The 19,809-nt window shown below is 27.1% G+C and carries 18 protein-coding genes and 2 tRNA genes; 10 read left to right on the top strand and 10 right to left on the bottom strand.

Translation table 11 applies throughout. The features are described from left to right. Nucleotides 1–3: 3 nt before the first annotated feature. The gene (locus JG677_RS01750) at nt 4–1,023 is read right to left on the bottom strand and encodes a bifunctional 3,4-dihydroxy-2-butanone 4-phosphate synthase/GTP cyclohydrolase II (protein ID WP_200169696.1); all 1,020 of its coding nucleotides are present in this window, start codon (nt 1,021–1,023) and stop codon (nt 4–6) included. Nucleotides 1,024–1,105: 82 nt separating this feature from the next. On the opposite strand from JG677_RS01750, the gene JG677_RS01745 reads away from it, so the two are divergent. From JG677_RS01745 to JG677_RS01730, 5 genes are all read left to right on the top strand, one after another. Beyond that, nucleotides 1,106–1,180: transfer RNA gene (locus JG677_RS01745), tRNA-Gln, on the top strand. A gap of 11 nt (nt 1,181–1,191) precedes the next feature. Then, a tRNA-Met gene (locus JG677_RS01740) sits at nt 1,192–1,267 on the top strand. A gap of 973 nt (nt 1,268–2,240) precedes the next feature. Then, nucleotides 2,241–2,615 (top strand): DUF1353 domain-containing protein, encoded by a 375-nt coding sequence (locus JG677_RS01735; RefSeq protein ID WP_200169740.1) that lies wholly within the window; start codon nt 2,241–2,243, stop codon nt 2,613–2,615. 57 nt (nt 2,616–2,672) lie between these two features. Beyond that, complete coding sequence (locus JG677_RS08765) at nt 2,673–3,137, top strand: DUF5675 family protein (RefSeq protein WP_325099503.1); 465 nt, start codon at nt 2,673–2,675, stop codon at nt 3,135–3,137. Nucleotides 3,138–3,140: 3 nt separating this feature from the next. Continuing rightward, a complete protein-coding gene (locus JG677_RS01730; protein ID WP_200169745.1) occupies nt 3,141–3,503 on the top strand; it encodes a hypothetical protein in 363 nt (120 codons plus the stop codon). A gap of 189 nt (nt 3,504–3,692) precedes the next feature. Here JG677_RS01730 and JG677_RS01725 read toward each other — a convergent pair whose 3' ends face one another. The 8 genes from JG677_RS01725 to JG677_RS01690 form a co-directional block, all read right to left on the bottom strand. Then, entirely contained in the window at nt 3,693–4,472 is a 780-nt protein-coding gene (locus tag JG677_RS01725; protein WP_200169700.1) for an AAC(3) family N-acetyltransferase, read from the bottom strand. Nucleotides 4,473–4,545: 73 nt separating this feature from the next. Continuing rightward, nucleotides 4,546–5,970 (bottom strand): anaerobic C4-dicarboxylate transporter, encoded by a 1,425-nt coding sequence (locus JG677_RS01720; RefSeq protein WP_200169702.1) that lies wholly within the window; start codon nt 5,968–5,970, stop codon nt 4,546–4,548. Between the two features lie 228 nt (nt 5,971–6,198). Continuing rightward, a complete protein-coding gene (locus JG677_RS01715) occupies nt 6,199–8,301 on the bottom strand; it encodes a flagellar hook-length control protein FliK (protein ID WP_200169704.1) in 2,103 nt (700 codons plus the stop codon). After that, nucleotides 8,301–9,470 carry an MFS transporter gene (locus JG677_RS01710; protein WP_200169706.1) on the bottom strand — a complete coding sequence of 390 codons (1,170 nt, stop codon included), beginning with the start codon at nt 9,468–9,470 and terminating at the stop codon, nt 8,301–8,303. The genes JG677_RS01715 and JG677_RS01710 overlap by 1 nt, the downstream gene beginning before the upstream one ends. Then, nucleotides 9,448–9,948: a hypothetical protein gene (locus tag JG677_RS01705; protein ID WP_200284861.1), complete on the bottom strand. Its 501-nt coding sequence runs from the start codon at nt 9,946–9,948 to the stop codon at nt 9,448–9,450. Before JG677_RS01705 ends, JG677_RS01710 begins: the two co-directional genes overlap by 23 nt. Then, nucleotides 9,945–10,190 (bottom strand): AtpZ/AtpI family protein, encoded by a 246-nt coding sequence (locus JG677_RS01700; RefSeq protein ID WP_200284859.1) that lies wholly within the window; start codon nt 10,188–10,190, stop codon nt 9,945–9,947. The genes JG677_RS01705 and JG677_RS01700 overlap by 4 nt, the downstream gene beginning before the upstream one ends. After that, nucleotides 10,187–11,461: a glutamate-1-semialdehyde 2,1-aminomutase gene (hemL, locus tag JG677_RS01695; RefSeq protein ID WP_200169712.1), complete on the bottom strand. Its 1,275-nt coding sequence runs from the start codon at nt 11,459–11,461 to the stop codon at nt 10,187–10,189. Before hemL ends, JG677_RS01700 begins: the two co-directional genes overlap by 4 nt. Further along, nucleotides 11,461–11,799 carry a hypothetical protein gene (locus JG677_RS01690; protein WP_210328634.1) on the bottom strand — a complete coding sequence of 113 codons (339 nt, stop codon included), beginning with the start codon at nt 11,797–11,799 and terminating at the stop codon, nt 11,461–11,463. Before JG677_RS01690 ends, hemL begins: the two co-directional genes overlap by 1 nt. Nucleotides 11,800–11,875: 76 nt before the next feature. Here JG677_RS01690 and folD point away from each other — a divergent pair, with 76 nt between their 5' ends. The 5 genes from folD (at nt 11,876) to dnaK (ending at nt 16,921) form a co-directional block, all read left to right on the top strand. Further along, nucleotides 11,876–12,718, top strand: a complete 843-nt coding sequence (gene folD, locus JG677_RS01685; protein WP_200284857.1) for a bifunctional methylenetetrahydrofolate dehydrogenase/methenyltetrahydrofolate cyclohydrolase FolD — start codon at nt 11,876–11,878, stop codon at nt 12,716–12,718. A gap of 14 nt (nt 12,719–12,732) precedes the next feature. Then, entirely contained in the window at nt 12,733–13,578 is an 846-nt protein-coding gene (gene lepB / locus JG677_RS01680) for a signal peptidase I (RefSeq protein WP_200169716.1), read from the top strand. Nucleotides 13,579–13,734: 156 nt separating this feature from the next. Then, nucleotides 13,735–14,520 carry an HrcA family transcriptional regulator gene (locus JG677_RS01675; protein ID WP_325099502.1) on the top strand — a complete coding sequence of 262 codons (786 nt, stop codon included), beginning with the start codon at nt 13,735–13,737 and terminating at the stop codon, nt 14,518–14,520. Continuing rightward, nucleotides 14,517–15,029 carry a nucleotide exchange factor GrpE gene (gene grpE / locus JG677_RS01670; RefSeq protein ID WP_200169719.1) on the top strand — a complete coding sequence of 171 codons (513 nt, stop codon included), beginning with the start codon at nt 14,517–14,519 and terminating at the stop codon, nt 15,027–15,029. Before JG677_RS01675 ends, grpE begins: the two co-directional genes overlap by 4 nt. Before the next feature lie 20 nt (nt 15,030–15,049). Next, entirely contained in the window at nt 15,050–16,921 is a 1,872-nt protein-coding gene (gene dnaK / locus JG677_RS01665; protein ID WP_200217336.1) for a molecular chaperone DnaK, read from the top strand. 490 nt (nt 16,922–17,411) lie between these two features. Here the strand turns inward: dnaK and JG677_RS01660 are convergent. Further along, the coding region (locus JG677_RS01660; protein ID WP_200284855.1) for an autotransporter outer membrane beta-barrel domain-containing protein at nt 17,412–19,809 on the bottom strand (2,398 nt) is incomplete at its 5' end.

Genomic DNA, 19,809 nt, shown 5'->3' with positions numbered 1-19,809 from the left:
TTTTTATGCTATTTTGCAAGTTTTAATATTAAGTCCAAAACCTTTAAGTCCTATAAAATCTTTATCATGGCTTTGTGATATTAAATTTATTTCTTCTATCCCAAAATATCTAAGAATTTGTGCTCCAATTCCATAGTTTTTAACCTGAGTTGCTTGTGTTTTTTCTCCTTGCATAAAAACTATAAGGCCACCATTTTGATATAAAAATTCTATTTGTTTTAATAATGTAGAAAATTTATCAGAAGTAAGGAGTTCAAAGTCGCTTCCGCTTGAATGAAATTTTACATTTTCAATTTTTTGTGGCTCTTTAAAAGAAAAAACAATATGTGTAATGCCATTATGATCTTTAAATTCGTATTTTTGTGCTGCAAAACCTGCAAGAGAACTAGAACTTTGATTGATTAATTCAATTAAACTTTCATTTTTTAACCGATATTCTATCAGATCAGAAACTGTGATCATGTTTAGATTATGTTTTTGACAAAATTCTTCTAAATCAGTACGTCTTGCCATATCTCCATCATCTTTAACAATTTCACAAATTACACAAGCTTCTTTAAGTCCTGCTAAACGACATAAATCAACACTACCTTCAGTATGTCCAGTGCGTTCTAATACTCCACCATTTTTAGCTACTAAAGGATTTATATGCCCTGGACGAACAAAACTCTGTGCTGTTGCATTTTCATCTGTTAAAAGTTTTATAGTCATGTTTCTTTCATGGGCACTAACTCCAGTTGTTGCTTCTTTTGCATCAATGGTTATAGTAAAAGCTGTTTCGTGATTGGAAGTATTATTTGGAACCATTAAAGGAAGTTCAAATTTTTTGGCTAGTTTTTCACTTAAAGCAACGCATACAACCCCTCTTGCTTCTTTTATAGTAAAATTTACTTTTTCTTTTGAGCTAAATTCGGCTGGAAAAATAATATCTCCTTCGTTTTCTCTATCTTCTGCATCTACCATTACAAGCATTTTTCCTGCTTTTAGATCTTCAATAGCTTGTTCTATGCTTATAAAATTCATTTAAATCCTTAAGTTTTTTAAAAAATTATAGCTTTATTTACTTGACAAATCAATTAAATTTAATTATAATTTTGGCTTTTAATGGGGTATCGCCAAGCGGTAAGGCAACAGGTTTTGGTCCTGTCATTCAGGGGTTCGAATCCCTTTACCCCATCCATTTTTTAAGATCGCGAAGTAGAGCAGTGGTTAGCTCGTCGGGCTCATAACCCGAAGGTCGGGAGTTCAAATCTCCCCTTCGCAACCAGAGATATTATTTTTTATTCTTTTTAATTTTCTTTACTTCTTTTTACTTATCTATAAAATAGGCTTTTCATAGATGTTTAATTTTTTTAGATTATTTTTAATTTATTATATTTGCAAATATTTTTTATTGACTTTATTATTGACCTAGCTGACCTTATTGGTCTAAAGGAATAAAAGTGTTAAATGATACAAAATAAAAGCTTTAAAAGCTAAAGATAAAAAATATTATATTGCTGATTTGATAATTTGCTTATTTGTGTTTATCTAATGATAAAAAAACGTTTAACTATAAATGCTTTAAAACTTTAAATTATAAAAAGCAACTTTAGGTGAATATCCTGCTTTAAGTCTTTAAAATGCAAGAAAAGAAAAAGATAATTTAAAAATCAATTTAGCCCAAAATGATAGCATAAGAGAAAAATCTCAAACAACATTTAAAGAACTGGCATTAGAAAAAATAAAACTTTAAAAAATAGAATTAAGCGAAAAAAGCTATATGATTTATTTGCAAAGATTTGCTTTTGTATTATATTAGATAAATTACAAATTAAAGATATTTTAAAAAGTTTTGAGAAATTTAGAAAAGAGAATATAAAAGAAGGTACTGATAAATTTTTTCTCTTTTAAATGAAATTTTTAAATATGATGTTATAAAAGAATATATCAAAAATATCTTAATATAATTACGCTTTAAATTTAAAAAATTATCCTGTGAAGCATTAGGCTGACCATATTGATGAGATTGCTAATTTAAATTAGCAAGTCCAAAATATTTTTTATAAAATTTTTCAATATCTTCTTTAGAATATAATTCTGAATAATTTCTATACTACTTAAACTCTCTAAATTTACCCTTTATTCAAAAACTAATGATAAGTTGGATCTATACAGATCTTATGAGAATGGATGAAAGACTTGTAAAACTTACTCAAATAAGAAATGATGAATTAAGAAATATTTATAAAAAAAGGAAAATAATGAAAAATGATTTAAAAAGAGTATGTGTAAAACCTTATGATAAAGATAGGTTTGAAGTAGTTGATGATTATGCTTTTTCTTTACCAAGCTTTAACGGTGTTATACCTAAGGGTTTTAAAACTGATGGAGCAAGTATTCCTAGAATTTTTTGGAGTATTTATCCACCTTTTAAAAGTGAGTATTTTAGTGCTTGTGTAATACACGATTTTTTATGCATAAAAGCAAGAAGTAAGAATGATTATATGTTAGCCAATAAGGTTTTAAAAGAGGCAATGCAAGCTTTAGAAATAAATGAATTTAAAATTTTTATTTTTTATCACTCTTGTAATTTGTTTCATAAAATTAAATGTTTAATAAAGGGGATAAAATGAGTTTGAAGTATTAAAATGAAGTATAGCATTGGGAAATTAAATAAAGAATTATAAACAATACTAGAAGAATATACAACAAGTACTTGCGTTATAGGAAAATTTAGAGTTTTTGATGATAAAGAAAATATACTTTTAGATTGCTTTTCCTTAGAAGAAGATAAAGAAGGCTTAGAAAGAGAGCAAGATTTAAGAGTTCTTGCTGGAATTTATAATCTTAAAAGACACAAGACTTCAAGCTTTAACGATAAAGGTAAAAAAGAAGTAGCAGGGGTTAAAGTTTTAAAAGATGATGATAGCATTATTAATATTTTTAATAATGATGTTCCTTTTGATAGACACATTCTTATACATTGGGGTAACACTGATAAAGATACCAAAGGTTGTATTTTACTAGGTTTAACTAAGTCTAATGATAATGAAAGCATAGGTTCAAGTAGATTAGCTTGTAAAAAATTTTATGATTTGGTGTATCATCAAGATTTAAGCAATATTAAGCTTGAAATAATTAACGAGTTAAACTAGTCAATGAATTTTTTATTTCAATATAAAAGCTATATTTTCATAGGAATACTTATTATCTCTATGGTATTTTTAAGTTTTAATCTTAAATTAACTAAGCAAGAATTAGAAACGACTAAAAATAATCTAAATCTTGCTTTAGAAGCTAATAATGAAAATTTAAAAAAACTAAAAGAGATAAATAAAATACATAAAGCACAACTACAAGCTATAAGCAATGCAAATAATGAAAAAGAGCAAATAAGAGAAAAGGTGAAATATGTTAAAGAATACATTTATAAAAGCAATGAAAATAACCTTACTAAGCTTTTTAACGATGTTATTGATAGGTTGTGGGAGCACAACGCAACAAGTGGTAACAAAAATTGAAATTCAAAAGGTTAAAATACCTAAAGAATTGCTAAGTTTAAGCCCATTGAAAAACCTAAATGTCAAATGATATAGAATAAAAACTTTAAAATTTAATAAAATATTGTATTATATTGTATAATTTATTTTTTTTCTGTTTGTCTTTTCTGGACCAATAAATTAAAGACTATAATTTTATTTAGCTTAGGGTTAATTTTCTAAAAGATAATAAGGATCATCTAGTAATTTTTTTAAAGTATTTGTTAGATAAGATTTAGAATCTATATTTATTATACAAGAATTTCCAAATTTTTCTTTTTTAAAATTATTAGAATTTTTTAATATCTTTATTTGTTTATAAACATCAAGATTTGAATTTGTATTTAGATTCCTTACATAGTATTTTATGTTTTTTTGAGAAATATTTCCCAACTCATCAATGATTTTTCCGCTAAAATTTTTAAAATATCTATAAGGTACTTTTGCTTTTTCTTCTATGAAATGTGTAAAAGTATAACCATTGATTTCTGATCCAAGAAGTATAATTTTTCCATTCATTTTATAAAGCGTATCATAAACACTGTTTTCTCCAAAGCAACTTGAATGATCTTTTAAAAATTCTTTTTGCTCTTTTCCTTTTATAGCAAAAGAAAAAATAGGATCATTGTTCCTTGTTGCTCCTTCATAGAATCTGAAAAACTCATTTAAAATTCCTACTTTACATTTGGAGTTTAATTTGTCATAATTTTCATTTTTGCAGAAACTATAAGTAAAAGTAGGCATTATAAGAGTTTCAGTTTCTCCTAAAATTTCTAGAAAAGCTTTAATATAAGTATTAAGGTATTCTTTTTTGGAAAGCAAAGGAAAACCAAAATTAAAGAGTTCGGTATGTATGCAAAGTACGTCACCTTTTTTAATGCCTAATTTTTCTAAGGTAATAAGTAAATCATTTAAGGTATAGTTTTTATCAGCTCTTAAAAAAGTATCCATTTTACTTCTTTTATTATTTTTGAGGACTTATTATATAAGATTTTGATAAATATGATATCCAAAAAATAAATAATTAAATATATCCAGTGCTTAAAGCTATAAAATATCCAGCTACACAAGAACTAAATACACCCAAAAGTCCAGGTATAATAAAGCTATGATTGATTACAAATTTACCTATATGAGTTGTTCCTGATCTATCAAATTGTATAGTTGCTAAATCACTTGGATAAGTAGGCAAAATATAATATCCATAGCAAGCTGCTGCAAAGGCTATGATTATACCTGGTTCTACGCCTATATTTAAAGCTAGTGGAACAAAAGCTGAAATAGCTGCTGCTTGAGAATTAACAAATTTTGAAATCAATAAAAGCATAATTGCATAAGTATAAGGATAATCTTTAACTATGTTTCCAAGTATTTCTTTCATCATTGGAGTGTGGATAGCAAACATAGTATCAGCCATCCAAGAGATTCCAAAAACTGCTACCATGGCAATCATACCAGATTTAAAAATTTCATTTGATGCAATTTTTTTAGTTTCTGTTTTGGTAAAAATAATTATCAAAGATCCAGCTAAAAGCATAAACATTTGTATAACAGATACCATAGATAAAATGTCTAATTTTGGATTTCCTAAACTATCAAATTGAGGGATATTATTTTTTACAATTTGTCCCCAATTTGGACGTAGAAAATCAAAAATTCCAAGCAAGGCAACACAAACAATAGCACCTAAAAAAATCCACATTGCCAACCAATTGTCTTTTGAAAGTTTTTCATTTAGTAAAGTTTTAGTATTTCCATAAACGTAATTTTTAAATTCTTCATTTTTAAGTTTATTTTGAAATTTTTCATCTCTATCTAAATCTTTACCTCTAAACCATGAAAAAATTCCCACACACAAAACCCCAAAAAGCGTACTAGGTATTGTAATTTGAAGCAAATTGATATACCCATCAAAACCTGCTAATTTATGATTTGAATTTAATAAAAGCGCAGTAAGTGAGACAACAGCAACAGAAACTGGGCTTGCTATAATTCCCATTTGAGAAGAGATTGAAGCTGCTGCCATAGGGCGTTCTGGACGAATATTATTTTTAATGGCTATATCATAAATGATTGGCATTATAGTATAAACAACATGACCTGTTCCGCAAAGTATAGTTAAAAAGCAGGTTATAAAAGGTGCAAGTATAGTTAAAAATTTGGGATTACGTCTTAAAATACGTTCTGCAATTTGAAGCATCACATCAAGTCCTCCACTAGCCTGCAGTGTTGCACTTGCAATAACTACTGCTAAAATTGTTAGCATTACATCAATAGCAGGTTTTCCTGGCTTTATATGAAAAGCAAAAACAAGCATTAAAATTCCTATTCCACCTAGTAATCCAAGTGCTATACCTCCTTTTTTGGCTCCATAAAAAAGACAAGCAAGAACTATAATAATTTGAATTAGAAATTGAACGCCTTCGCTAAGATTGGTTAAAAATTCCATTTTATTGCCTTTAATTTTTATTAATACTAATAAAATATTATATTAATAAAAATTAAATATATCTTATTAAAATATAAAAATATTTTTTATTTTAAGTTATTTTGATATTTTATTATGAGATAAATCAAGTAGGTTGACAATTTAAATATTGTTTTAGATAAATTAAAAATTGTATTAATTTTATACAAAAATTAACCAAAGATATTTGTAAAAATTTTAAAATTTAAATTAGACTTTTTTATCCATTCCCATATTTAAATCAAAATTTTTTGTATGTATATCAAATTTTGATTTAATGATATCTCCAACAAAGAAATTTGCACTTAAAAGACCTGCTTTATTGATATTTTTTTTAAGTTTATGCGCATTTTCATAAATATTTTTTCTAAATTCTTTATTTTCTACCATTATATTTATATCTATATATTTTTGATTATTTAAGGCGATTAAAATTTCTAAATTGCCAAGTTTTGAAAATTCAAGTTTAATTTGAGCAAAAAATTTATCTTTTTTTCCTCTTTTAAAGATGATTTTAGAATCATTTAAATCATCCCAAGAGAAAGGTATATGAGTATTGATAGAGTTATTAGCTAAAGACATTAATTGATTGATTTCAATTTGTGCAATAAGTCTATTAGCTTGATTGAAAATAGCTTCATTGTCTGTTGTTTTGGCTAAATTTGAAATTTGAAGCAAGGTGGATTTTATGTCGTTGTGTATATCATAGTTTATATCATTTTGTGTTCTTGGTTTAATATTTTGTATATCTTTTATAGAAAGATTAACCTTATGATCAAGATTTTTTAGCTCTATTAAAAGATTTTTAGCATTTTTGGAATTTGGATCAAGCTGTTTTAAACTTTCTTCAATTTTTTTAGAAAATGAAGTTAAAGCCTTGCTTAAATCTTCTGTTTCATTTAATACTTCTCCATTGTTTAAAAAAATTAAATTTTTAACATTTTGTTCGTTTAAATTTTCATTTTTTATAAGATTATTAAAGATATTTTGATTTAAAAATTCGTTTTTGTGAGTGGTATTTTCTATATTTATATCCATTTTTTGGGAATTTTTTATTTCTTTTTGTGGTATCTTATCTTCATTTTTACTAGTTTTTATCTCTTTTTTATCATTTTCCTTTTTTTGTGTTGTTGGTATTTTTTCTTCTATATTTTCTTGTTCTTCTTCTATATTTTTTTCTTGTTCTTTTATATCTCCTTGTTTTTTTATCATTGTATCTTTTGAATCTTCTTTAGTTTCTATTTTATTATTTTGTTCTTTTATTGTTTTATCTTTTGAATCTTTTGTTTCTAATTTAATATCTTTGGTATTAATTTGATTTTCTTTTTTTTCTATTGGAGTTGTAGTTTTGAAATTTTTTTCATTATCTGGTTTTTGATATTTGTTTTCAATAATGTTTTTTAAAATGCGTTCGAGTTTATCTAAGCTTTGCATAGCTTGTTTAAGAATTTGAGGATTTTTAATTGCTATATTTTGAGGTTTGCTAAGATCTTTTATAAAGTCTTTTTTTAATGCATTGATTTCATTTAAAATTCTATTTGCCACTGTAATAATTTTTTTTTGAGAGAATTCAGGATTTTTATTAATATAGTTTTTAAAATTTGTAATTTTTTTACCTAAGTTTATTAAGGCGTTAAAAGAACTATTTTTTAAAATTTGTTTATTTTCATCGATATTTTTTTCTATAATACTTTTGAGTTTTTCTAAACTTTGTTTTGGGCTTAAATTTAATGAATCAAGTTTTAAAATTTCATTGATAATACTTTCTTTGCTTAAAGATTTAATTCCATTGACAAGAGTATGAAAACTTTTGGGTAAAAGATCTTTATTAAGAGAATCTTTTAATTTGGCTTCAAAAAATATTCCAGAATTTTTAAACAATAACGCTACATCATTGTTTTTAACTTCTGCCATAGGTTTTAATAAATTTTGTAATTTATTCAATACTTGTGAAAATTGATTATTTTTTGAAAGTTCTTGTATTAGAGTTTTTAATTCATTTGCAAAATTTGGAGCAAGATTTAATCTATTGGCTTGTTTTAAAACAGGAGAATTTGGGTTTTTTTGGGCATTAATTTGATCAAGAAGCTTATTGATTAATTCTTTAAATTTTAAATCAGTTTTATTTTGTATAAATTTTTGTATATTTTCTTCAGAATCTATAACTTTATCTAAATTTTGTTTTAAGGTTTTATTTAGAAGATCTTTTGGATCTAATTTATCTTTTGATATAGTATCTTTAGAATTTGAATCAGGTTTAATTTCATTTTTAAGTTTGTTTCCTATTTGATTTGTAAGCGCTGTATTAATCATCATCTTATCTTTAATATTTTTATTTTTTTAGAAATAAAATTTGGTTTATTGATGGCAAAAATAAATAAAAATGCAAATAAAAATGCATAAAAATATATAAAACCATAAAAACTCAAATATTGCATTAAAATACCTAAGATTAAAGGAGAAAGTAAAGATCCTAAAGAATAACAAAACAATACTCCACGCCCAAGTTCTACTATATTATCTTTTGAAGTTAAAGCATCGTTAGCACGAGCAAGTGCTAAGGCATAAAGACAAAAAGTTCCAAAACCTAAAAAGAAAGCTAAAAAATACTGAAAATAAATATTTGGTTTAAGAAGCAAAAAACATAACATAGTTAAAAAACCTATGAGAACGCAAATAATAATAGCAAATTTTCTTCCTAATTTATCGGAAATAAAACCCATAATTGCTTGAGCTAAAAATCCTCCTAAAGTTGCACAAGCTATAAAATAAGAAACAAATTTTGTATCATAGCCTTGCAAAATGATAAACAAAGAAGACATAGAAAAAAATCCCCCAATGAGTAAGCCCCCAACAAAACTTGTTGCAATAGCTAATGGAGCTATATTAAAAATTTTAGGTATAGAAATAGGATGAGGTTTTGGTATTGCTGGTTCTTTAATCTTGATTAAATTTAAAGGCAAAGAAGAAAATAAAATCAAGCTAGCACTTATAATAAAAATAGTATATTGATTTAAATTTAGAGCTAAAATTAAAGTTCCTAAGGCATAAGAGAAGTAAAAAATTATTTCATAAAAACCTAAAATTCTAGATCTTGTAGCATTTTTAGATTTTTCGTTAAGCCAAGACTCTATAGCCATAAGCAAGCCATAATAGCAAATTCCAATTAAAAATCTTAAAAAAGCCCAAAAAAATAAATTATTACTTAAAGCGTGTAAAATAGCAGAAATTCCAAAAATAGAAACAAAAATTCCAAAAGATCTAATATGTCCTATTTTAGATATAATTTTATGAATTCCTATTGTTGCACATAGGGCACCTATAAAAAAACAAGAACTAATCACTCCTATCATTAAAGAACTTGAGTTGTTTTCTTTTAAAATAACTCCTATAGAGCTCATCATCAAGGCATTTCCAGCAAATAAAAAAGCCATAGAGGCAAATAATGCCATTAAAGATCTAATAATTCTTGTTAAACTCATATTTTACACATAAAGCAAATATTATAATACATATTAATAAAGCCGAAATTCCACCCAAATAAGCAAAAGTAGAAAAAATGCCTTTGCGATTTAAAAATAAAAATCCAGCGACTAAAATTCCATAAGCTAATAATTTAAATAAAGTAAAAAACAAAGTAAAATTTTGTATTTTATCTTTAAAATTCAGTTTTAAATCGTCATTTACCTTTTTAAATTTTATAATTTTTTGATCTTTTTTATAATTTTTAATGAAAATATTTGGTATTTGATCAAATTTATATTTATATGTATTTTTTACAATATTCTTTTGATAATTAAAATAAGAAATAATGATGATCAATAAACTACTAAAAAAAGCAATTTCAAAACTTAAAATATTTTTTTGGTTTAAAGAATGAGTAAAAAAAGAAAGTCCATAAAAAAATATATGGACCATAATAAATAATAAAAATAATTTTTTTTTATCTTTTGTTTTCATTTTTTATTTTGAAATTCTTCATAACTTTTAACCTGTGCTTTATAGGCTTTATATACATTTAAAATAGCTGCTGCTATTCCCCAAAAAATTCCAAGCCAAAAAAGAAAGGTAATTCCTGTAATCTTTTTTAAAAAATAACCCAAAGCTATACCAAGGATAATAGCTACAACGATAGAAATTCCAAGACTTAAACCATTTGCAGCCTCTATGCTTTTTTGAATAATTTTTTTTCTTTTGCTCATAATTTTTTAAAACTTTCTCTTGCGGCTTCTAGTGTAATATCAATGGTTTTTTGATTCATTTTTGAACAAATAAAACCTGTCTCAAAAGAAGAAGGAGCTAGATAAATTTTATTTTTAATCATATTTTGATGAAATTTAGCAAAAAGTTTTAAATCAGATTTTAAGGCATCTTGATAATTTTTTACTTCATTTTCATTAAAAAAATATCCAAACATTGAGCCAACATAAGAAGTTTGCAACGCTATACCTTTTTCTTTAGCGAGTTGTTTAAGTCCTAAAGTCAATTTTTTGGCAAGTTTTTCAAGTTTGTTATAGAGATTTTTTGTATTTTTTGCTTTGCTAATGCTTGCAATTCCAGCCGCCATAGCCAAAGGATTACCACTTAGTGTTCCTGCTTGATAAACTCCGCCTAATGGGCTTAAATAATCCATAATTTTAGCTTTTGCAGCAAAAGCTGCTGCTGGCATTCCTCCGCCAATAACTTTACCAAAAGTTACGATATCAGCTTCTATTTTATTGATTCCATATGAACCTAAAAATGAAGCCCTAAATCCACTCATTACTTCATCAAAGATGAGTAAAGTTTCATTATCTTTACAGATTTTAGTCAATTCTTTTAAAAAGTCAATTTCTCCTTTTACTAAACCCATATTTCCAGCTATAGGTTCTATAATAACACAAGCTATATCTTTATGCTTATGAAAAAGTTCTTTAACGCTTTCTATATTATTATAAGTTGCTACTAAAGTTTGCTTTGCAACATCTTTTAAAACTCCTAAAGAGCTAGGAGAATTAAATGTAGCAGCTCCGCTTCCAGCACTTACCAATAAAGAATCAGAATGTCCGTGATAACAACCTTCAAATTTGAGAATTTTATCTTTTTTTGTATATCCTCTAGCAAGTCTTATAGCACTCATCGTTGCTTCTGTGCCACTATTTACGAAACGAATTTTATCAAGATGAGGAAAAGATTCTAGGATAAGTTTTGCAAGCGTGGTTTCAAGTAAAGTAGGGGCACCAAAACTTGATCCTTTTTTTAAAGCTTTAATGCAAGCATTTTGTATATCTTTATCGCAATGTCCAAAAAGTAATGGACCCCAACTCTGAACATAATCAATGTAAGCTTCATTATTGATATCATAAATATAAGCCCCCTTGCCATGATCTATAAATAAAGGATTGCTTTGAACGTTTAAAAAAGCACGCACAGGAGAATTAACTCCACCTGCTATAAATTTAGATGATTCTTCAAAAGCTTGTTTATTTGTCATTATTTTTCCTTATGATTAATATAATTATATAAAGTTACTATTTCATCTTCAGTAAGAGAATAACTTGGCATAATAGATTTTGAATCTTTTTCTTGAGTAAGAGCTAATTTAAATTGTTCAAAACTCAAATTTTGAATGCTTGGAATTTTATAAGGTATTTTTGTATCTTTTTTGGTGATATATCCTAGAATTTGCTCATCTCCATTTTTTCCGTGACATTCTTTACAGCTGATTCCTCTTGGGTTTTCATATAGCATTTTAGCGTATTCTCTCATAGTGATAAAATCTTCTGCAAAAAGTCTTGGAAAAATAAACAATATTATAAAAATAAGTCTCAAATTCTACCTTGTTAATAAATTCTTAATATGATACAATTTTTATTTTAAAAAATGTATAAATTTAAAAAGGAAAGCAATGGTTTTACTTGATGGCAAAGCTTTAAGTTTAAAAATAAAAAATGAATTAAAACTTAAAGTATTAGAGCTTAAAGAAAAATCTATAGAACCTTGTTTAGCTGTTATTTTAGTTGGAGATGATGAAGCAAGTAAAGTTTATGTGCAAAATAAAATTAAAGCTTGTGAATTTTGTGGTATTAAATCGCTTTCTTATCATTTAAAAAAAGATATAACTCAAAATGAACTTTTAGCCCTTATTAATACTTTAAATTATGACGATAGTGTCCATGGGATTTTGATCCAACTTCCTTTACCTAGTCATATTAATAAAGATATTATTTTAGAAAATATTGCAAGTTCTAAAGATGTTGATGGTTTTCATCCTATAAATGTAGGATATTTAAATTTAGGTTTAGAAAGTGGCTTTTTACCTTGTACACCTTTGGGGGTAATTAAACTTTTAAAAGCTTATAATATCCATTTAACAGGACTTGATGCTGTGGTTATTGGAGCTTCTAATATAGTAGGGCGTCCTATGGCAACCATGCTTTTAAATGCTGGTGCTAGTGTAAGTATATGCCACATTAAAACAAAAGATTTAAATTTTTATACAAAAAAAGCTGATTTGATTGTAGTAGCTGCGGGTTGTGCTCATTTATTAAAGGCTGATATGATAAAAGAAGGTGCTATTATCATAGACGTTGGTATTAATCATCTTGATAATAAAATCGTAGGTGATGTTGATTTTGAAAATGTTTCAAAAAAATCAAGCTATATTACACCTGTTCCTGGTGGTATAGGCCCTATGACTATAGCAATGCTTTTAGAAAATACAATTAAATCAGCAAAAAATAGACTTTAATTTAGGAAAATTATATGCAATTTTTAAAGAAACTTTATCATTTTTCTCAATCTTGGACCGGAACTATTGTTATCGTTCTTTTGGTGATATTCTTTTTTATTCAAGCTTTTGTTATTCCTTCTGGTTCTATGAAAAATACTTTGTTGATTGGAGATTTTTTATTTGTAAAAAAATTCAGCTATGGTATTCCAACCCCGCATATCCCTTGGCTTGAAATTCCTGTTTTGCCCGACTTCAATAAAAATGGACATTTAATTTCTGCAGAAGGTCCTAAAAGAGGGGATATAGTAGTTTTTAGAAATCCTAAGAATACTAAAGAACATTATGTAAAACGCTGTGTAGCCTTAGGACTTGATCGTGTAGTTTATGCTAATAAAACCTTATATATAAGGATGCACGAAGGTGATGATTTTATGAAAGAACACTATAAAGATGATATAGTTGTTTTAGGTGGAGAAATTTATGTTAAAGAACCTTACAAACAAAAAGGTATTCACTATGATCCACATAAAAATATAGAAAGAGAAATTTTAGAATATATGATGAGAAGTGATTTTGCTATGTCTCCTATCTATTTTAAAGAATTAGGCACCAATGTGGGCTTTAATGGTGGTAATGCTTATATTTTTGATGTTCCAGAAAATGAATATTTTATGGTGGGAGATAATAGAGACAATTCTTACGATAGCCGTTTTTGGGGAAGCGTGCCTTATAGTTTGATTGTTGGAAGTCCTTGGTTTGTATATTTTTCTTGGGATGAAGAAAAAAATGTGCGTTGGGATAGGGTAGGACGTTTTGTAGAAACTCTAGAAAGCGATGAATATTTTGATAAAAATTCAAATCAGATTTCATCACAATGATACCGAGTCTTATTAGATTTATAATTATATGCTAATATAACTTTAGTGTTATAGACTAAACAAAATTAAGTATATTTTTTAAAATAATACTTGACAAAATATCACTAAAGTTATATAATTATCAAAAATTATAGATTTTTTAAGAGTTTGACAATGATAAAAGTTGAGGATAAAAGAGAATTAATTTTAAAATCTATCATCGAAACTTATTTGTTAGATAATACACCTATAGGTTCTAATGAATTAAATTCTAGTCTTTGTATTCCAGCTTCTACTATACGTGTATATCTTAAAAAGCTTAGCGATGAAGGACTTATAACTCAAATTCATATTAGCAGTGGTAGAATTCCTACTATTTTAACTATGCAAAATTATTGGAAAAATGAGCTTGATATTGATAGTGAGCTTGATATTAAAAATGAAATATTTTTATATCATTTACTTAAAGAATACAAGATTTATTGTTTAGTTTATGGCGGTAGAGATCTTATTTTAAAAGAAATTTTTAACTTAAATAATAAATTTATTGTTTTAGATTTTGAAGAAAATGAAATCGTTTTAAAATATAACATTCAAGCTTTTGATTTTTTAAAAACTTTAATAGGATTAAATCTTTTTGATTTAGAAGATATAGTTTTAAAAGTTAAATTTTTTGAACTTGCTCAAAAAATTTCAAATTTAAAACAAGGTTTAATTTATAGTAAAATCAATGAACAAAGAGCTTATCAAATTTATCAAAACGATGAATTTGCTAAGCTCTTAGATTGTGCAGTTGATAGAAAATTCGGCGAAAGTCTTCAATTTGAACCTTTATTTAAAAAAGGTTTTATGGGATTTAAAATCAATGCACAGTTTTTGGGCAAAAGTGTAAATATTATCTTCGCGGGTAGTGTTTATACGGATTATAATAAAGTTTTAAAACAGATAAAGGAGGCTGCGTGAATCAAGAAAACAATGAAGAAATGATTGAAAATAATCAAGAAATAGAACAAGAAAAGCAAGAAGAAAGCAAAGAAGCCATTTTACAAAAAGAATTAGATGAACTTAAAGATAAATATATAAGAGCTAATGCTGAATTTGAAAATATTAAAAAAAGAATGGAAAAAGAAAAAATTTCAGCAATGCTTTATGCAAATGAAAGTTTTGCCAAAGATTTGCTTGATGTTTTAGACGCATTAGAAGCAGCTTTGAATGTTGAAGCAAATGATGAAATAAGTTTAAAAATTAAAGAGGGGGTTCAAAATACTCTAGATTTATTTATGAAAAAGCTTGAAAAAAATGGTGTAAAATCCATAGATGAAATTAAAGAATTTGATCCTAATTTACATGAAGCTATGTTTCACGTAGAGAGTAAGGATCATCAAAGCGGAAGTATTATACAAACTCTACAAAAGGGTTATAAAATCAATGATCGTGTAATACGACCTGTAAAAGTTAGTGTAGCAAAATAAATTATTATAAAGGATATAAAATGAGTAAAGTTATAGGTATAGATTTAGGAACAACCAATTCTTGTGTTTCTGTATATGAGCGTGGCGAAAGTAAAGTAATTCCAAATAAAGAAGGGAAAAATACAACTCCTTCTGTAGTTGCTTTTACAGATAAAGGTGAAATTTTAGTTGGTGATAGTGCTAAGCGTCAAGCAGTAACTAATCCTGAAAAAACAATTTATTCTATTAAAAGAATAATGGGTCTTATGATAAATGAAGAAGCAGCAAAAGAAGCCAAAAATAGACTTCCATATCATATCACTGAAAGAAATGGAGCTTGTGCTATTGAAATTGCAGGCAAAATTTATACTCCACAAGAAATTTCAGCTAAAGTTTTAATGAAATTAAAAGAAGATGCAGAAGCTTTCTTGGGTGAAAAAGTTGTTGATGCGGTTATTACCGTGCCTGCGTATTTTAATGATGCTCAAAGAAAAGCTACAAAAGAAGCAGGAACGATAGCAGGACTTAATGTTTTAAGAATTATCAATGAGCCTACCGCTGCAGCTTTGGCTTATGGTCTTGATAAAAAAGATAGTGAAAAAATCGTTGTTTATGATTTAGGTGGAGGAACATTTGATGTTACTGTGCTTGAAACCGGAGATAATGTTGTAGAAGTTTTGGCAACTGGTGGTAATGCTTTCTTAGGTGGTGATGATTTTGATAATAAATTAATTGATTTTCTAGCAACTGAATTTAAAAATGAAACAGGCATAGATCTTAAAAATGATGTAATGGCTTTACAACGTTTAAAAGAAGCCGCAGAAAATGCTAAAAAAGAATTAAGTTCAGCTAATGAAACTAATATCAATTTACCATTTATTACAGCTGATGCAAGTGGTCCAAAACATTTAACTAAAACAATCACTAGAGCAAAATTTGAAAGTATGATTGAAAGTTTAGTGGCTGAAACTATTACTAAAATCAACGAAGTAGTAAGTGATGCAGGACTTAAAAAAGATGAAATTAAAGAAATCGTTATGGTAGGGGGCTCTACTCGTGTTCCTTTAGTTCAAGAAGAAGTTAAAAAAGCTTTTGGAAAAGATCTTAATAAATCAGTAAATCCAGATGAAGTTGTAGCAATTGGTGCTGCAATTCAAGGTGCGGTTATAAAAGGTGATGTTAAAGATGTACTTTTACTTGATGTTACTCCGCTTTCTTTAGGTATTGAAACTTTAGGCGGAGTAATGACTAAAATCATCGAAAAAGGCACTACTATACCAACTAAAAAAGAGCAAGTTTTCTCAACTGCAGAAGACAATCAAAGTGCAGTTACTATCAATGTTTTACAAGGAGAGAGAGAATTTAGCCGTGATAATAAATCTTTAGGAAATTTCAATCTTGAAGGAATTCCACCTGCACCACGTGGTATGCCGCAAATTGAAGTTACTTTTGATATCGATGCTAATGGTATTTTAACTGTAAGTGCAAAAGATAAAGCAACAGGAAAAGCTCAAGAAATCAAAATCACAGGTTCAAGCGGTTTAAGTGAAGAAGAAATTGATAAAATGGTAAAAGATGCAGAACTTCACAAAGAAGAAGACAAAAAACGTAAAGAAGCTGTAGATGCTAGAAATTCAGCTGATAGCCTTGCTCATCAAGTAGAAAAATCTCTAAATGAGCTAGGAGAAAAAGTTGCAGATGATGAAAAAGCAAAAATCCAAAAAGCATTAGATGACTTAAGAGAAACTCTTAAAAATGAAAGTGCAAGTAAAGAAGAAATCGAAAGCAAAATGAAAGCTTTAAGTGAAGTTTCTCATAAATTAGCTGAGAATATGTATAAAAAAGATGAGCCAAATACAGCAAATGATAAAAAGAAAAAAGATGATGATGTAATCGACGCTGAAGTTGAATAAAACTCTCTAAATTCTTCAATCAAGCCTTTTTAAAAGGCTTGATTCAATTCTATTTTATCTTATTTAATTTTTAAATATCTTTTAGTGATGATTTTATATAATTTTTTTATTAAAATACGAGGAAATCATTTTTACAATTTGTTCTGATTTGTCAATTCTTTCATTATCTTTAAAAATCAAAATATTTATTTATAAGAATTATAAATTTTATATTTGTTTTTGTTTGTATGTTTATTTTTATTATTTGTGTTTAGTTGTTTAGTTTTATTTGTTATTTTTAATCTTTATTGTTTTAATTATTGCTTTTATGTTATTTTTATTATTTTTTATTTTAACTTTCTATCATTTAATTTTATTCTATATTTAAACTTATGATTTAATTTATTAAGCTTTTAAAAGAATAAACCCCAAACAACTTAAAGTCATTTAGGGTTAAGGAGATTAAACTAGTTCTTTATATTTATTCTAATTTAGAATTATTTATATTCTTTTACCACACATAATTAAATTGAGCATATCCTGTATGGGTATTACCATCTTTATCAAACATTCCATTGTAGTTTAAGCTAAAGTAGAATGCTTCATTAAGAGGAATGATAAAAGAGCTTGTGATATATTGTTGAACTCTTGGTAGATCAAATGTATCACTTACTTTAACACTACCAAATCTAGCTTTAGCTTTTACACTAGGATTGATATTAAATTTAGCTCCAAGAGTTAAAGAGGTTTTTAAATTTGGTAACCAATCTCTAAACCATGTAAAGCTTGTTTTAGTAGAGAAGAGATTTAAATAGTTTGCATAGGTTCTCTCTCCTCCATTAACTGTAGCTTGACCTATAGTATTTTGCATAGAGAAAGCCTCTGTATAACCTCCTTCATAGGCTAAGCCAACTTCTGGTGAGAATATATCTTTATCTTTAATAAAATTCATACCTAAATTAGCATTAAGTCCATAAGCATAAGAATTAGGTTCAGCTTTAGCTTCATTATTTCCTATTTTTTTAGTTAAATCATTTTTAATTAAAGCTGTTTTACCTTGAGCTTTAATATAAACTTCTTGTCCTTTTTCTGTAGTAAATAAGGTATTAAAGTATTTTAAACCTGCATAATAAGTTCTATTATTGATATTAAAATAAGTTGAACTCATTTTTGTATCTTCATAACCTACATATACACCATATATTCCACTATCTTTTAAAGTAGAATAACCTATAATAGTTCCTTTAGTATGTCCTTTACTTTCTTCATTTAAAGATAGTTCAACATTCTGTGAAGAAGCATAAGGAAGTATAAATAAAGAGTGTTCTTTATTCATTCCATAAGAAGCATTTTTAAAATCACTCTTTATATAATCACTTGCATCAGAGTATAAATTACCTTTTTCTTGCATAGCCATTCTTTGAGCTCTACTTGAAGAGCTTAGATAAAAGCTTTGCATAGAATTACCCATAACATTATCAATAAAGGTTGATCTTCTTGAAGTTGTAGAGATTAAAGATCTAAAGGTTGCACCTGATATAGAGGCATTAAGGTTAAAGCTTTGATAAATTTTTCCTGTTGTAGGATCATAGATTAAGTTTATATCTCCACTACCATTAGTTGTTACATTGCTTACATTACCTTTATCAATTCCACTGATAACATCACTTATATCATCAAGATTATCTAGATCAAGATTAGCTTCATCTATGGTTATATTATCTGCACTTACATTACCTGAACCATTTCCACCTACAACTATAGTATCTAAGTTACCTGATTCATCTGAAGTTACAAGCCAATCTTCTATGACTATGCTACCAGATCCATTATTAGTAAGATTGTTACCACTACTATCCTTATCTATAGTTCCTTGGTTATTTACGAAGATAGTTCCGCTACCTTTATTAGTAACACCACTTGTAATGGTTGCACTAGAATCATTTTTTAAGGTTAAATCATTGTTTGAACTATTTACAATATTACCATAGATAATTCCATTATCAGTATTTAAAATACCGCTACCATTTTTAGAAGTAATAGTTCCACCATTTTCAATGGTGATGCCGTGTGTTTGAACATCTGCATCTTTTTGTCCTATGGTTCCAGTATTAATAATACCGCCATTATTACCTTGAATGGTTCCAGATACAGTGATACTTGTATTTACTTGTTTGCCTGCTCCTATATAAATGCCAGCATTACCACCTTCTAATCTACCTTTTACGTCTATGCCTTCGCCTGTGATATCTTTACCACTTCCATCAATGTGGATTGCATCATTGCCTGCTTTAATGACGCCTCCGCTTTCTATGGTGATTTTACCGATATTTGTTGTATTACCACTAACATCGCCATGATCATAAAAACTTATACCATTTAATTTAGCATCAATAGTTCCTTTATTGGTAAGCGTACCTATTTTATTTCCTGCTTCTACTAAGATACCATTAGAGTTTGATTGTATAGTGCCTTCATTGGTAAAGGTGTTTATAGTAGATATACTACTATAAACAGTTGCAAGAGCAATACCTGCTGCAAGATTATTATTGCTAGTTGATTCTATGGTTCCTTTGTTAGTAAAATTTTCAATTGATGAAGCAGATAATTTTATACCTACTTTGCCAGAGATGGAACTTTCATTGGCAAAATTACTTATAGTACTATTTCTTAAAGATATACCTATTGAACCCCCTCCATATTGATTTGGTTCTGCTGTTCCACTAGTTTTTATAGTTCCTTTGTTGGTAAAATTTTCTATAGTAGAACTACCAACATAAACCCCACTTCCATTATCACTACTTATCAATTTCTCATTAGTAAAAGTTTGAATACTAGCACTTGAAATACTAACACCAGTATTTATAGCTGTTATAGTTCCGCTGTTGGTTAAAGTATTTATAGTAGAA

This window comes from Campylobacter sp. TTU-622 (assembly GCF_016598965.1).
GTDB lineage: Bacteria > Campylobacterota > Campylobacteria > Campylobacterales > Campylobacteraceae > Campylobacter_D.
The sequence above is the reverse complement of the archived record's forward strand: the minus strand, read 5'-3'. Positions and strand labels throughout refer to the sequence as shown.

Coding starts and splice junctions, on each gene's coding strand:
- JG677_RS01750 (WP_200169696.1), bottom strand. CDS start 1,023: ATGAATTTTATAAGCATAGAACAAGCTATTGAAGATCTAAAAGCAGGA.
- JG677_RS01730 (WP_200169745.1), top strand. CDS start 3,141: ATGAATTTTTTATTTCAATATAAAAGCTATATTTTCATAGGAATACTT.
- JG677_RS01725 (WP_200169700.1), bottom strand. CDS start 4,472: ATGGATACTTTTTTAAGAGCTGATAAAAACTATACCTTAAATGATTTA.
- JG677_RS01720 (WP_200169702.1), bottom strand. CDS start 5,970: ATGGAATTTTTAACCAATCTTAGCGAAGGCGTTCAATTTCTAATTCAA.
- JG677_RS01715 (WP_200169704.1), bottom strand. CDS start 8,301: ATGATTAATACAGCGCTTACAAATCAAATAGGAAACAAACTTAAAAAT.
- JG677_RS01710 (WP_200169706.1), bottom strand. CDS start 9,470: ATGAGTTTAACAAGAATTATTAGATCTTTAATGGCATTATTTGCCTCT.
- JG677_RS01705 (WP_200284861.1), bottom strand. CDS start 9,948: ATGAAAACAAAAGATAAAAAAAAATTATTTTTATTATTTATTATGGTC.
- JG677_RS01700 (WP_200284859.1), bottom strand. CDS start 10,190: ATGAGCAAAAGAAAAAAAATTATTCAAAAAAGCATAGAGGCTGCAAAT.
- hemL (WP_200169712.1), bottom strand. CDS start 11,461: ATGACAAATAAACAAGCTTTTGAAGAATCATCTAAATTTATAGCAGGT.
- folD (WP_200284857.1), top strand. CDS start 11,876: ATGGTTTTACTTGATGGCAAAGCTTTAAGTTTAAAAATAAAAAATGAA.
- lepB (WP_200169716.1), top strand. CDS start 12,733: ATGCAATTTTTAAAGAAACTTTATCATTTTTCTCAATCTTGGACCGGA.
- dnaK (WP_200217336.1), top strand. CDS start 15,050: ATGAGTAAAGTTATAGGTATAGATTTAGGAACAACCAATTCTTGTGTT.